Origin of the sequence: Flavobacterium salmonis, from assembly GCF_903819435.1 — a bacterium.
In the GTDB taxonomy this organism is placed as follows: Bacteria; Bacteroidota; Bacteroidia; order Flavobacteriales; family Flavobacteriaceae; genus Flavobacterium; species Flavobacterium chungangense.
Window position 1 is genome coordinate 1 of the sequence record NZ_CAIJDP010000079.1, and the last position, 14,363, is coordinate 14,363.

At 29.9% G+C, this 14,363-nt stretch carries 17 protein-coding genes; 12 read left to right on the forward strand and 5 right to left on the reverse strand.

The genetic code is table 11. From position 1 onward, the window contains the following. Nucleotides 1–134: 134 nt before the first annotated feature. A complete protein-coding gene (locus FLACHUCJ7_RS16495; protein WP_180909663.1) occupies nucleotides 135–731 on the reverse strand; it encodes a 3'-5' exonuclease in 597 nt (198 codons plus the stop codon). Between the two features lies 1 nt (nucleotide 732). After that, the gene (locus FLACHUCJ7_RS16500) at nucleotides 733–2,649 is read right to left on the reverse strand and encodes a DUF294 nucleotidyltransferase-like domain-containing protein (RefSeq protein WP_078228006.1); all 1,917 of its coding nucleotides are present in this window, start codon (nucleotides 2,647–2,649) and stop codon (nucleotides 733–735) included. A 598-nt stretch (nucleotides 2,650–3,247) separates the two neighbouring features. Between FLACHUCJ7_RS16500 and FLACHUCJ7_RS16505 the strand changes: the two genes are divergently transcribed. From FLACHUCJ7_RS16505 to FLACHUCJ7_RS16555, 11 genes are all read left to right on the forward strand, one after another. Then, the gene (locus FLACHUCJ7_RS16505; protein WP_180909664.1) at nucleotides 3,248–3,583 is read left to right on the forward strand and encodes a hypothetical protein; all 336 of its coding nucleotides are present in this window, start codon (nucleotides 3,248–3,250) and stop codon (nucleotides 3,581–3,583) included. A 273-nt stretch (nucleotides 3,584–3,856) separates the two neighbouring features. Next, on the forward strand, nucleotides 3,857–5,050 hold the full coding sequence (locus tag FLACHUCJ7_RS16510) for a hypothetical protein (RefSeq protein ID WP_180909665.1): 1,194 nt from the start codon (nucleotides 3,857–3,859) through the stop codon (nucleotides 5,048–5,050). A 3-nt stretch (nucleotides 5,051–5,053) separates the two neighbouring features. Beyond that, nucleotides 5,054–5,224, forward strand: a complete 171-nt coding sequence (locus tag FLACHUCJ7_RS16515) for a hypothetical protein (RefSeq protein ID WP_180909666.1) — start codon at nucleotides 5,054–5,056, stop codon at nucleotides 5,222–5,224. Nucleotides 5,225–5,335: 111 nt separating this feature from the next. Next, nucleotides 5,336–6,055 (forward strand): hypothetical protein, encoded by a 720-nt coding sequence (locus FLACHUCJ7_RS16520; protein WP_180909667.1) that lies wholly within the window; start codon nucleotides 5,336–5,338, stop codon nucleotides 6,053–6,055. Between the two features lie 2 nt (nucleotides 6,056–6,057). Further along, entirely contained in the window at nucleotides 6,058–6,570 is a 513-nt protein-coding gene (locus FLACHUCJ7_RS16525) for a hypothetical protein (RefSeq protein WP_180909668.1), read from the forward strand. A gap of 111 nt (nucleotides 6,571–6,681) precedes the next feature. Then, complete coding sequence (locus FLACHUCJ7_RS16530) at nucleotides 6,682–7,125, forward strand: hypothetical protein (protein ID WP_180909669.1); 444 nt, start codon at nucleotides 6,682–6,684, stop codon at nucleotides 7,123–7,125. A 30-nt stretch (nucleotides 7,126–7,155) separates the two neighbouring features. Next, on the forward strand, nucleotides 7,156–7,332 hold the full coding sequence (locus FLACHUCJ7_RS16535; protein ID WP_180909670.1) for a hypothetical protein: 177 nt from the start codon (nucleotides 7,156–7,158) through the stop codon (nucleotides 7,330–7,332). Then, a complete protein-coding gene (locus FLACHUCJ7_RS16540) occupies nucleotides 7,325–7,870 on the forward strand; it encodes a hypothetical protein (RefSeq protein ID WP_180909671.1) in 546 nt (181 codons plus the stop codon). Before FLACHUCJ7_RS16535 ends, FLACHUCJ7_RS16540 begins: the two co-directional genes overlap by 8 nt. A 155-nt stretch (nucleotides 7,871–8,025) precedes the next feature. Next, nucleotides 8,026–8,538 (forward strand): hypothetical protein, encoded by a 513-nt coding sequence (locus FLACHUCJ7_RS16545; protein WP_180909672.1) that lies wholly within the window; start codon nucleotides 8,026–8,028, stop codon nucleotides 8,536–8,538. Between the two features lie 3 nt (nucleotides 8,539–8,541). Beyond that, nucleotides 8,542–9,429 carry a hypothetical protein gene (locus FLACHUCJ7_RS16550; RefSeq protein ID WP_180909673.1) on the forward strand — a complete coding sequence of 296 codons (888 nt, stop codon included), beginning with the start codon at nucleotides 8,542–8,544 and terminating at the stop codon, nucleotides 9,427–9,429. Between the two features lie 374 nt (nucleotides 9,430–9,803). After that, nucleotides 9,804–10,355: a hypothetical protein gene (locus tag FLACHUCJ7_RS16555; RefSeq protein ID WP_180909674.1), complete on the forward strand. Its 552-nt coding sequence runs from the start codon at nucleotides 9,804–9,806 to the stop codon at nucleotides 10,353–10,355. A 212-nt stretch (nucleotides 10,356–10,567) separates the two neighbouring features. Here FLACHUCJ7_RS16555 and FLACHUCJ7_RS16560 read toward each other — a convergent pair whose 3' ends face one another. Continuing rightward, the gene (locus tag FLACHUCJ7_RS16560; protein ID WP_078228007.1) at nucleotides 10,568–10,984 is read right to left on the reverse strand and encodes a hypothetical protein; all 417 of its coding nucleotides are present in this window, start codon (nucleotides 10,982–10,984) and stop codon (nucleotides 10,568–10,570) included. Nucleotides 10,985–11,135: 151 nt separating this feature from the next. On the opposite strand from FLACHUCJ7_RS16560, the gene FLACHUCJ7_RS16565 reads away from it, so the two are divergent. Beyond that, the gene (locus FLACHUCJ7_RS16565; protein ID WP_078228835.1) at nucleotides 11,136–12,365 is read left to right on the forward strand and encodes a multidrug effflux MFS transporter; all 1,230 of its coding nucleotides are present in this window, start codon (nucleotides 11,136–11,138) and stop codon (nucleotides 12,363–12,365) included. Nucleotides 12,366–12,408: 43 nt separating this feature from the next. Here the strand turns inward: FLACHUCJ7_RS16565 and FLACHUCJ7_RS16570 are convergent, their stop codons facing one another. After that, nucleotides 12,409–13,671: an NAD(P)/FAD-dependent oxidoreductase gene (locus FLACHUCJ7_RS16570; protein WP_078228008.1), complete on the reverse strand. Its 1,263-nt coding sequence runs from the start codon at nucleotides 13,669–13,671 to the stop codon at nucleotides 12,409–12,411. Nucleotides 13,672–13,825: 154 nt separating this feature from the next. After that, nucleotides 13,826–14,350: a GNAT family N-acetyltransferase gene (locus FLACHUCJ7_RS16575; RefSeq protein WP_180909675.1), complete on the reverse strand. Its 525-nt coding sequence runs from the start codon at nucleotides 14,348–14,350 to the stop codon at nucleotides 13,826–13,828. Between the last annotated feature and the right edge of the window lie 13 nt (nucleotides 14,351–14,363).

The window sequence follows — 14,363 nt, forward strand, 5'->3', positions numbered from 1 at the left end:
AAAAAAAATATAAAATATATATTTGGATGCTATTATGCAAAAAAAAGCGGATCATTTGTAGATCCGTTTTCGTAATAATAACTTCTAATGTTTTAGTTCCTAAACGGAAATCCTAAAAAGAAAAAATTCTACATTTATTTAATTCCTAATCTGGATTTTAGTTTTAAAAATAATAAAGCAATTTTATAAGCATCTTCGGCTGATGAATTTCTGTCACTTTTAGGAATTTTATATATTTCACATAGGTCATCCAGTGAAAATTGCTTTTCATTTATATCGTGTAATTTTCTATACATTACATCTATGTCTAAAGCTTCATTTTTTAATCTGCCACAATCTAATCTCTCTAGTGCAGCATTTATCATTTCAATATCGAAGTTAACATGATGACCTACCAAGACTGCATTTCCTAAATAATCTATAAAAGTCTGAAGAGCATCATTTTCCTGAAGCTTTTTCATTTTGCTTTCAATTATAAACTCGTTTGATAAACCATTATCATGTAGGTATTTATATTGTAATAGAACTGTTTCGAAATTATCCTGAATTATGATACCATCATCAACAATTGCAAAAGATCCCATAGATAAAATTACATCTTTTATAGGGTTTAGTCCTGAAGTTTCGGTAGATATAGCTACAAATCTATTTGGCTTAGTTTCAAATTTACTAAGGTAATTTTTCCAAAAATCAGGATATTCTTTATTAATATTTTTCAGCCAGTCCAACATATTATGAAAATTGTGTAAGTTGAAATTTACTTTTAATTAACTCCTCAAGATCTCGCATAGGAGCTAATGCATTTTTTAATTTCTCTTTGTCTGTTTTAGATAATTCTTTTATATTTATATATTGCCCTGAATCATCATTTTTTAATCCTTCAATTGTTCGGAATTTTAATAAGGTTAAAAATGCTTCTGCACAACTTAGATATATTTCAGCATTTTTAGAATCTGAAATAGCAAGTTGTTTAAATCTCAAATAGGTATTTTTAATTCCTTTAATATTTGAGCTTAATATTAGTAACCTTGCACCATCAATAAGAGGCATCAATGCTTTAGTTTTGATATCGAATTTCATTTTGTGAGGACCTTCTTCTTCTAAAATAAATTTCTTAAAAAAACTTAAAGGCGCATTCTTTTTTAAGGCATCATTTCCTAGAAAGTCAAAAAACAATGGGTTGTTGATCGCATTTTTAAAAATAATATTTTCTACAGCCTCTTCAATTTTTGGTTCACCGAAAACAATTTCATAATCAAAGAATATACTGCTTAAGTCATTACTGTTTTCACCTGGAGTATTCATCCAGCTATTGTATTGCTTTATCCAGTCAGTCAGTGATTTACACCATAACATGTTACTTCCCATATGACCGTTTGGGCAAAATTCATAACCTACTTTTTCTAACAGAGATGTGGTTCTTTTAGCAAGTCTTAAAAAATAATCTTTTACTTCTCTGTATTTTTCAGGTGTCACATCTTCAAAAATTAATATACTGTCCTGATCAGTAAGTAAAAGTTGTTCTTTTCTTCCTTGGCTACCAATACTTAGCCATGCAAAACGAGCAGGCGGGGAGCCTAAATCCAAAATTGTTAATTCAACTGCACGTTTTATGAGTGCCAGGTTTATTTCGTTGGCAATATTGCATATATGGGAAATGGTAATATCCTTTTGGATTGAATTCTGAATTAAATCAGACAATCGATCCCGAATTTGTTTTAAGTCCTTTGGCAATTGTGAACGCTTAATTTCTTTAATTAATACACCAGGATTACTTGCTTGAGCTACAATTAAATCATGTTCAGATATAATGCCTTTAACAACCGATTTATTTGTACCATCTTTAGTAACACATAAATGCGTTACATTATGCTTTAACATTAATAACTGAGCTTCTGCCAAAGAAACATTTTCAATTACAGTAACAACAGGAGATGACATGATCTTGTCTATTGTCTCAGTAATAGGATAACGGCCTGTGGCTATTTTTGATGATAAATCAGCATCTGTCAATATACCTATAGGATTATTGTTTTCGCAAACAACGATGTTGTCAACCATTGAGTCAGTCATCAAAATAGCAATGTCTTTTACAATTTTATCAGCTGTAGTGGTTAGTGGTGAATTATTATAATTAAGAGATTGAATATATTGAATTTCTGATTGTGTATCCGAATAAAATCCGTTATCAGAAATTAGTTTGTCTCCAGAATTTACATTGTCTTTTGTGTGGCGCGAATTAATAGCAAAACTTTCTAATAAAAAGTTTAAAACATCAGAATTATTTGCCACAAATGGTCTAAAAACAGCAATAGGGATAGCATAAACAATACTTTCTTCACGTGCTTTGGCAGTCATCATGTAATTGTTTTTTGAAAAAAAAGGACGCAAACCAAAAATATCACCTTCATGACATTTGTTTATGATAGTTTCCTCAGCATCAGCAATTGTAGTCAAGTTGATAATTCCGGATGATACCACGTAGAAACTATCATGAAGTATATCGTTGTTTTGAAACAATACAGCATGTTTTTCTAAATTTATTACTCGGATATTAGTTGCAATATTAAAGAGTTCCTGAAATGTCAAATTATCAAATGGCGGATATTCTTTTAAAAAATCCGCAATATGTTCAGCAATTGTATTCATAGTTTATTTAATATATCAAATGTAAAAATAATAAAATAAAGAATCACTATTAGATTAATTCTAATGATTAATTCTAATGATTAATTCTAATGAGTAATTCTAATGATTAATTCTAATGATTAATTCTAATGAGTAATTCTAATGAGTAATTCTAATGAGTAATTCTAATGAGTAATTCTAATGAGTAATTCTAATGAGTAATTCTAATGAGTAATTCTAATGATTTCTATTTTACATAATATAAATTATAGTTCATTTGTGGTATAACTAATTAACAATTACCACATGGCTTTAAAACGTACTTCCTTAGAGAATTACACGCTATTACTTGTAGAATTAAACAAGATGCGTCACACAAATTTTAATGCAAAAACATTTCTAAAAAAGATGCGTCCGTTTTGCAAAACCTCACACTTAAATTTTCAAACATTATTTCTAAGAATCCGTGGTTCAAAGATAGGAATTACAATTAAAGTTTGTACGGATTGCTTTATAATAACTCAATCATTTTGTGTACATGAATTTATTTTTTACTGCAATTCTCAAAAAACTCTGATTTCAAAACTTCTTAAACATAATCTTTTAATTCCTTAAACATATGTGTGCAATTCAAAAATTACTTTCAAAAAAAGATGGTCTTTTAATTCAGATAGCTTGTATAGTAAATGATTTAAGAGAATATTGCAGTTATCCTGTAGAAACTGTTTCTGTAAATCAATTACATTATCAGTACGATTTAATAATTAAAGAAATCCGTCAAATTGATAGAAAACTTTATGAACTATTCAATAAACAAACTTTGTTCTTTGAATCACAGAATTTTCAATTAAAAAAGCTTACTGATAAAGCTACATCCGAAATTCTTTTTACTGTAAAAGATTTACCAAAACATCATTGGACAATGTTCGAAGATTTGAACCCTATAAATGAATAGCAATGCAAAAACTAATAAAAAAATTTAATCAAAACCGCTCTTCTTTGATTTATCGTTATTTAAAACGAAAACATCGATTTTATCTTAGTTCTTCTATTCATGAAAGGATAAATTTAAAATCTCGTTTAGAACCTTTCTATTTAAATTCTTTAATACATCAATTTAAACAACCCTATTAACTACTATTAAGCGTAATTAAATTACGTACAAAAATTTTCAATCGTTGCCGTTGGGTATAACGGCAACCAACTCACCCAAAACCAACGTAAAAATATGATTCCATATAAAAAGCGACACCAAACCAAAACCAAATTAAAAAAGAACCAATTAAAAACTACTCTCATAAATATTGACTATTTAATATTGAATTTAGAAGGTCAACCTTTTGGAGAGTTCCCCGAAAACTCAGAATTTCATTTAAAACCCTATGATTATGGTACTAAGATTTTTGAAATACGTGCTGACCTGTATTATAATGATTTAAAAATTGGGATTTATACATCAAAGCCACGTAGCGCAATTATTTCAGAACAACTTGCCCAATTACAAATTGAAAACAATTTATTTTATACACTCTCTAATACTGAACTTAAAAATGTACTTGAAAAATTTTGCGATGAAACTTTATATAATTTTAAATCTGTTAATCGTCTCGATATTTGTTTGGATAAATGTGATGTGCTTAACTCCTATCGTAATTTATATTCTAATATTGTTGATGGTAATTTTCTTATTAGTGGTCGCCCGAAAAATTTACAATCGTATTTCGAAACGTACAAAGGAAAATCAATCCTTAATGGTTTCCAAATCGGAAAACGAACATCCGACAAAATTATAAGATGTTATAATAAAACTCTTTCTTTACAATTAACTGAAAAACCGTATATAAATCAGTATTATACTGATAATGGTCTGAAAAACGATAATGTGTGGCGTTTTGAGTATCAGTTAAATTCTGCTTTTTTTAGAGGTTTAAATGAACATTCAAAGGGCGATTCAAAAATATATCAGTCAATGACTTGGGGTATTTTCGATAAAGCTAACCTTTGCGAATTATTAAAGATTGCAACCAAAGGTTTTTTTGAACTACGTGAGAATACAGGTAAAAGCCAAATAAATAAAGAAAATTTAATACAGCTTTTCGACTTTCATTATTTACAATCACAAATAACAAAATTCAATCCTATAATTAAGCGCTTAAAAAAACCTACTCTTTCCAGTACCACAATTAAAAAACGTTTAGCAAAATCGCTTTTTAGAGAATATTACGCAAATAACCAATGTGTTAGTTATATCGTTGCGCTTAATTTATTACTTGAAGACATTGATATGATTACAGAAAAATCACTACTTCTTTGGTTCAGAAACAAATTTCATTTTTACCTCCATGAGTTTAGAACAAAGGAAAAAATAATTAATGACTTTGATTTTAAACTATTTACAGAGCATCAACTTTTATTTTTATAAGCCATGAAAACACAAAATACCAGCCAAAAAGTTACTAAAACAGAACTCATGCATTTGTTGGATGTTAGTTATCCTACTGCCAGAAAAGAATATCAAATTATTTTAGATAGCTTGGGATTAAAAAGAAAATATTTAATGATTTCAGACCTAATAGCCTATAAAATACTGTCTTAGAATAGAAAAAAATAGAAAAAAATAGAAAGAAATAGAAAAAAATAGAAACACCAAAATAATACTTGTAATAACCTTTGTATCTGAAATTTTACTAATAAAAATTTATAAATCATGAAAATTACAAGTATTACAGGAGTTTCAAAGTCTCCAGAATTAAATGTTACAAAGTCGATCGGTTCTCTTATTCTTGCATCTTCTTTAGAGGTTTCAGAGTTAACAACTGAAAAAATAAGCATTTACATTGAGCGTGCTAACGGTTCAAACGTAATTTTAGCTAATAAAATACTTTTAAAAGATTTTGTTTTAGCTAGTACTTACGGTTCCGAGGCTGTTCAGTCTGATTCTGACTATAATTTCATTGCTCTTTGTGAAATCGCAAACGAAGGTTCTATTTTTCTACAAGAAAAAGAAAGTATTAAAATTACTTTAGAAGATTTAGTATCTGCAGAAACTTATGATTTGTACGGCGTTGAAGAACCAGAAAATACAAACGAATTGTATTTTTTTGAGCAAAAAACAGTCGGTTCAGAAGAGTTTAACAAAAAAGTTGATGTAGCGGGAAATGATTTAGCTATCATGACAAAAGATAGCACTATCGATGATGTCTCATACCATTTTGTAAATGGGCAGGTTGTTAAATATCTTCCTTTCGAATTACAAACTTTAAGTAGGGACATTGACCCTATACAGGCTATCTCTCCTACTGGTACGGTTATACAAAGTTTGTCAGACCGTTTGTGTTTGCCTCTTGTAGCTGTTCATGCTATTGAGATTAATAAATCTCAGGGTCAGATAATTAATTTCTTAGTAAGAACCTTAAAAACTGTTTAATTATGGGATTCTTTAAAAGTATAGGTAAATCATTGAAAAAAGTCGTTAATCTCAAAACCTTGGTTAAAACTGTCGGTGCTGTTGCTTCGGTTGTTCCTATTGGTGGTAAATTAGTTCAAAAGGGTATTGATATTGCGACAAAGGCAGTAAATGCAAGGGCAAAACAGAAAGAAGCTGAAAAGCAAAAAGATTATCAGGCTGCACACGATGCAAAATTAATTGCTGATGCTCTTGAACAACAAGCTAAACAGTTGGGTGTAAATGCTGTCCAGACCGCTTCTGCTTCTACTGCTCAGATGTTATCTGGTGCTGTCGTTGATGGTGCTTTACAAGGCGTATCGCAATCTGCTGTAAATGGTTTGGGTAATCTTGGTTCACAGGTTGTTGATTCAACTTTGAAACAATGGTTTAAAAAGAATTGGATGTATCTAACTGGCGGTTTAGTTGCTCTTTTAGCTCTTATCTGGTTTATGAGACGTGGTTCAAATAACTCTTCTCGTGCAAGAAGAAGATAAATCTAAAAATTACAATCGGATTTACTTTTTTATTTTCTTGGTCGATTCGGTTGTAATTTTCTTAAAAAAGTTTGCTGAAATCATATTAATAATTAAAAACATCTTTCATTAATGGGACGATATAATAACAATAATAATTATCAAGGTAATGGTAATTATAATGGCGGTTATCAAAATAATGGTTATCCAACTAACCGTTATCAAAGTAATCCTTCAAAGAAACAAGTTAAGCACTCAGGGGCAAAACACACTAAATATTTTCCAGAATCAGGGCCTAATAAAGGACAGGAACAGTATTTAACTACTGGTTGGCGACTTTCTAACCGTGAGCTAATTTCTTTTAGAGCTGTAACGACTTCAAAATCTAAGCTTTCTGAAAAAGGTTGGTTTGGTTCTGTTGCTGTCACTACAACTAATACAAAAACTGGTGCTACTTTTTTTCATTGGGGTACAATGGAGAAAAGTACAGGTAAAGTAGTAATTGATAAAATGGCTCTTGTTATGAACCCAAAGGCGCGTAACGGTGGTTATACAGGTACATATTTGTCTAAATAAAAAATAATAAAAAACTTAAAACTTTAAATTATGAAAAATTTAAAAGGAGTCATTTCAATTATTGGAATTGTTGTAAAGTACGGTGCTGTAGTAACCGCAATTATTAAAGGTGTTCAGGTTGTAGCCGACGAATTAAGTAAAATTGATTTTGGAGCTGACGAACAAAAAAAACCTACTGAATCTTTAAAAAGTAATACAAATGAGTAGTTTTTTAGGTCGCAAAGATTTAACCAGAGGTATCAGAAACAACAACCCGGGTAATTTAGTTTTGACTAATATAACTTGGCAGGGTAAAATTCCTAATAGTCAAAATACTGATGGTCATTTTGAACAATTTACAGAAGTTAAATACGGTATCCGCGCCATGTTGCGTGATTTAACAAATGATATTTCTAAAGGTAAAAACACTATTAGAAAGCTTATTACTGAATATGCGCCACCTTCTGAAAATGACACTCAAAAATATATTGATGTTATTTCTAAATCTGTTGGTTTAACACCTGATCAAAAAATTCAAATTGTAGATTCTAAGTTTTACTTAGTTATTGCGCGTGCTATCATTAAGCGCGAATGCGCTCCGAATCATGATTTAATTTATGATTCAGATATTCAGGATGCAATAGACATTATTGGGGATTATAATTTGGATAACGTTACTATTGTGTCTAAGAAAAAATTCAAATTCAATTATTTATTGATTCCTGTACTGCTTTTTTTTTATACTGTTTTAAGCGTTACAGTTTAAACAAACGCCAAAAAAGATAATTAACTATTAAAAAATAAATATCATGTTAGAAAAAATAAAAACATTTTACTCAGAGCATAAAAAAGTTGTGAATATCGTTTTAATTGGTCTTGGTGCTTTTCTTGCCTATTACCTTTTTAAAAAGAAGTAAAAAAATGGCTCTCAATAATAGAACAAAAAGCCAAGCCAATACAGTTTGGCTTTTTGACTTCATTAAGCAGTACTGGTTTGTAATAATTGCTATTGTTATTGGTTATCCTATTTTAAAGGGGCTTTATGATAAGTTTCAGTTATCTGCTGATGATAGGGAATTTCAAAAACAGGAAAATGATTTGAAAATTGCTTCACAAAGTCCTATAACTCGTGAGTTAGAACTTAATAAAGTAACTACAAATCAGGATGTACACGCTATCGCTGAAGCTGTATCTGTTTGGTTAGGTACAGATAAGCAAACTAAGGATGCGCCTTGGTACACTTGGATTACAGAGCCTTATTCAAATTTTGAAGATGAAGATGCCGTTATTCGTGAACTTTTAAAAGTTAAGCAATCTACTACGGCTTTACTTGTTGTAAAGGCTTATTATGTAATTACAAGACGTGATTTAAAAGCAGATTTAAAAAAATATTTGTCCAATTCGGATTTAAAGAAAATCCCATTATTTGATTAATTTATGGATTATATAGATAATTATATTCTTTACATGGATAGTAGTTATTCGGTGAAAGCAAAGGGTTTTGATGGTGAAATGAATAATCATTTTGATACTCGTAAATATGTTTTAGAGGGTATAGATACAGATTTCTTTATTCTTGCTGTTTTTATTGATAATAAAAGAGTCGACGGTTTTCAATTTGATAATACATCTATTGATCTTTCTTATCATACCGACAACTTGTTTATGAAATCAATTATTAATGATTTTGGTATGACTGATTTAAATCTTATTCCTTTAAATCATTTTTTGCCTGCTTACAAAAAAGTTATGTTTCAGGTTAATAGGTCTGTTAATCTTCCTTCTTTTGTTGATGTTTCTCTTTCTCCTCCATTGTCTGTTAAAAGTTTGTCATTTTATGGTCTTGTTTGTCCTACTTATATTGTAAAACAACATACTCCACATTCAAGAAATCAGAGGACTTTGGTTGTTTCTCACAGAGGCTCTGAAAATGGTCTTACAGAGGCTACTATTTTTCCTTATGGCGTAAATATCGGTGCTCAGTTTGTAAATCAGTTTGTAGGTTTAAATTCTGATCCTGATGATGGTTTTCAGTTTTATCCTGTCGGTTCTTCTCATTTTAGTATTGACGATACTTATATTCAAGTTGGTTTTATGGGTAATCAGGATAAGTTTTTTGAATTTGATATTGAAACCTTAATAGATCAAAATATTATAAAATTGTCTGTTAGTGATCAATATAGAGTTACTAAAGTTCAGCCTAATGCTAATGGTAAAACTCAATGGGAGTTTTTAATAGATAAATTGCTTATTAATTCAAATGATGCAGATTTTTCTTTTACTGTTGCTATTGACTGGAAAAAACTACCTTCTTTAGGAGGTTAATAAAATGGCTAATACTACACTTACTCCATATAGCTGTACTGTCTTTAATAAAGATAAATCAATAAAACCCATAAAAATTGAGTTTTGTAAGTCTATATTTTACCTCCATAATTGGTGTAAACATGTCGGATTTGATTATCACTACATTAATATTTACAATCGAAAAACAGGTAAATATATTTCTCGGCAATACTTTAATGATTACATAATAGATAAGCCTTTGTATTAATTTACAAAGGCTTATGAATTTAACGAAATAGATTTTTTTAAGGTATAATTATTTATTCTTTTATAGCAATTGACAAAGTGAAATTAAAATTATTGGCACTATATTTGAAAATCTTTAGTAATTATAAACTCACAAACTAAACTACATGAAAAAAACTACTTTACTAAAAATATTGATTGGACTGGTTTCCGTTCTTATTCTTCTTTTTTCTTTGTCTTTAATTAATTCAAACTATATTCATAATCAATCCGAAAAAGAATATGGTTTATCATCAGATCATGAGGCAGAGCAAAAGTATTTACATGATTTAACAATAAAAAACAGAAATATTAGAAACAATTGGAGTAATTATATAAATGTTTCTACTAATCAATATAGTTATTACGGTATTGGAGGTATTGAGAATTTAAAAATTGTCTGTAAAAATGATACTCCTTATGTAATTGATGAGTTATATGTTGATGTTTGTTATGTTATAGATGATGGAAGCTGTTATAAAATTGAGTCTATAGTTTTTAATAATGTTCCTGCAAATTCAGAAGTTCAAAAGGATGCTCCCAATTCTTCAAGGGGTAAAAAAGTTAGTTTGGATATTTTAGATATATATAGTGATAAGCTTAATTTTTTATATAATATTACTACTCCCCTTCCAGATGGAACAAATGACCCTTATTTTTCTAAGGTCAGACGTAGATAAATTCAATAAATAAGCCCCAATAAAACGGGGCTTTTTTTATGTTCCTATTTTGCTTACTTTCACTAAAACTTTAAAAAAATAGGCTTAAATACGTTGTTAATAAATTTGTTAACATCTTGTTGGACATTCTGTAAATCATACTATAAATTATAGTTCAGATTATATTTATTTAAAAAGCATCAAATTTGATGCTTTTTAAATAAATTTGACTTTTAAAGCTTTTTAGAATACACCGCTTTACCATTTAAGGAAACTTCAAAATCGCTTTTTTGTTCATTAAAAGTTGTTCGTAAAGCGTTTCCTTTGAAAATTGTAACATCTCCATAGACTTTTCCTGATTCAACAGATTCATATTCAAATAATAATTTTTTATTATCTGGTTCTATACTTAATTTATAACTGGAAAACTTTGTTCCTTTTAAATTAAACTCTTGTCGTGAATCAATGATTTTTCCATCAGCGTAAAAATTTGTAATCGTTTTGTTTAAAGTAATGTCTGGGTAAAATTCATTTACTTTTTTAAGGAGTTCATACTGTGCCTCATTTGCATCTTCTTGTTTGGATGTAATGGTTTGGGCAAACGAAATTGTTGAGAAAATTAAAGCTAAAATTAAAATGTACTTTTTCATAATTCTTAAATTTAAGATTAATATTTTGAAATGTTTTTATAACAAATTTCTGCGTAATAAAATCAAACCATTATTTTAAATAAGTTTAATTATCTAACAAGGTATGAAATCTTTACCTTTGCAAAAAATTAAAAGCAATCATTTAAGAAAAATGACAACAAAAAAATATATTAAGCTAATCCTTATTTTAGGTTCTTTAACTGCACTTGGTCCTTTCTCAATTGATATGTATTTACCGGGTTTTTCAGGAATTGCAACAGATTTAAATACTACTGTCGCAAAAGTTTCCATGAGTTTATCAAGTTATTTTATCGGGATTTCAGCGGGACAATTGCTTTATGGTCCTTTATTAGATCGGCTTGGACGAAAAAAACCGTTGTTTATAGGTTTAATGGTTTATATTTTAGCTTCTTTAGGATGTGTGTATGTTGCTGATATTAATACTTTTATATTTTTGAGATTTATTCAGGCAATTGGCAGTTGTGCCGCAACGGTAGCTTCTGTCGCGATGGTCAGGGACTTATTTCCAGTAAAAGATATTCCTAAAGTTTTTTCTTTGTTAATGCTTGTTCTTGGACTTTCACCAATGCTGGCACCAACAATTGGTGGTTATGTAACCGAAGATTATGGCTGGCATGTAGTGTTTTTAATATTAATGTGCATGGGAATAGCTATTCTGGCTGCATCACAAATAGGTTTACCAAATACTTATAAACCTGATACCTCGATTTCATTAAAACCAAAACCAATCATTTCTAACTTTTTTAAAGTGCTTAAAGAACCTCAATTTTTCACTTATGGATTTACAGGTTCAATAGCTTTTTCCGGATTATTTTCATACGTAGCGGCCTCTCCCATCATTTTTATGGATATTTACCATGTTGATGCCAAGACATATGGATGGATATTTGCCTTTATGTCAGTGAGTTTCATTGGTTCAAGTCAATTAAATTCGGTTCTATTGAAGAAATTTTCCAGCGAACAAATGATATTCAGTGCTTTAATCACTCAATCCGTGATAAGTATTGTTTTTTTGGTTCTTTCTTTGAATGATCTTTTAGGTTTATATGGAACGATTGGAATGTTGTTTCTATTTTTAGGCTGTTTAGGAATTTCAAATCCTAATACTGCAGGACTTACAATGGCTCCTTTTGCTAAAAATGCAGGAAGTGCTTCAGCATTAATGGGAGCAATTCAGCTTGGTTTAGGAGCTTTAGCTTCTTTTGCTATTGGAGCTTTTGTTAAAGACTCGGTTGTACCAATGGTAGTCATCATGACGGCTACTACTATTTTGGCATTTATTATTCTAAATATTGGAAAACGCTTTATCATACAAAAAGTAGAAATATCCTCTGAAGATGAAATTACGATTGGGCATTGAAATTTATTATAAAAAAATCCGGAATTTTGAATTCCGGATTTTTTTATACCTGTTTTTTATCAGGCCTGATTATCATTCTAAGAGATTGGTCTCTGGCGAAATAGGCTATCATCCAATTATAGAAAGTTTTCAATCTGTTTCTGTAAGTGATTAGCGAAATTAAATGAACAAATAACCAAATGAACCAGGCAAAAAATCCTTTAAAGTGCCATTTAGGATTGGGTAAATCAACCACAGCTTTATTTTTTCCAATAATTGCCATCGATCCTTTGTCATTGTAAACAAAAGGTTTAAGTGATTTTTTTTGAAGTGAAGCTTTAAAGTTTTTAGCAAGATTTATTCCTTGTTGTATGGCAACCTGTGCTACCTGGGGATGGCCATTAGGAAAGTTTTTATCAGCAGTTAAAATAGCGGTATCACCAATAGCATATATGTTTTCTGTAGCATTCACTTTATTAAATGCATCAGTAGCCATTCTTCTTCCGCGACCATAACTTTCCGCTGGCATTCCTTCAAAAATTTTAGCAGTAACACCAGCTGCCCATATCAAATTTTTGGTTTTAATTGTTTCTCCGTTTTCAAAATATACGGTATCATCAATATAATCAGTTACTTTGCTGTTCAATTTAACAACAACGCCTAATTTTGTAAGTGCCTCTAAAGTATCTTTTTGAGAAGCCTCGCTCATTGGTGCGAGCAGTGCATCTCCACCGTCAACTAAGTAAACGTTACTTGCAGTAGTGTCTAATTCGGGATACTCTTTTAGTAAAATATTTTTTCGCATTTCAGCAAACATACCTGAAACCTCTACTCCTGTTGGACCTCCACCGGCAACAACAATTGTTAATAATTTACGACGCTTACGGATTTCTTTGCAAATCGCTGCTTTTTCTAAATTCTTAAGCAATGTGTTTCGCATTACGATGGCATCATTCAAGGTTTTCATCGGAATGGCATTTTTCATCACGTTTTCCATTCCAAAATAACTGGTTTCAGCACCTGTAGCAAAGACCAAATGATCGTATGACAACTCACCGTTGCTTAAAATCACCTTATTTTCTGCAGGCACAACTGATAATAATTCGCCTAAACGAAACTGAAGATTTTTTTTACCTGCAAAAAACTTTCTAAAGGGATAACTGATACTTGAAGGTTCTAAAAAAGCGGTAGCAACCTGATATATAAGGGGTGGAAAAAAATTGTAATTGTTTTTATCTACAAGCGTTACTTGTATTTGAGGATGATTTAGAAGTTCTTTTGCCAGATTTAATCCTGCAAAACCACCTCCAATGATGACTATATTCATAATATATTGTTTTTAAGACTATTGTACAAAAACTATTCTGTTTGCATTACTTTATAAATTTAACACTAATAATTTCAAGTACAAACTCATCTTTAAAATTTATTTTTTAAAATTACACAAACTAATCTTATTGATTTCTTTTATGAATTCAGTATTAATTGGATAATTTGAGCTTCATCATAATATCTGTCTGTTCGTCATTTCCTAATTTAAAAATATGCTTGTCAAATTCGATGAAACCATTTTTCTTATAAAAATTTATTGCTCTTTGATTTTCTTCCCAAACTCCTAACCATACATATTCTGATGTTTTTTGATTTGCTATTTCTATCGCTTTATCATAAAGTAATTGCCCTACGCTTTTTCCATGAAACTCTTTTGTCACATAGATGCGTTCTATTTCAAGCGCTTTATTGTCTTTTAATTCGGTTTGTGATGCTCCAAAGTTTATTTTTAAATAACCAATCACTTTATTATCCAACATTGCAAAATAGAATTCAGAATTTTCATCTTTAAGTTCAGCAGTTAATTTTTCGTTAGAAAATCCTTCTTCGAGATAGCTTTTCATATTTTCTTCAGAGTTTGATTCTGAAAAAGTTTCCTGGAAAGTTTGTCTGCCAATTTCCTGTAATTGAGTAATTTCCTTAACCGAAATTCTCTTTATTTCAATAGTATTCATTCTGGATGTTTTT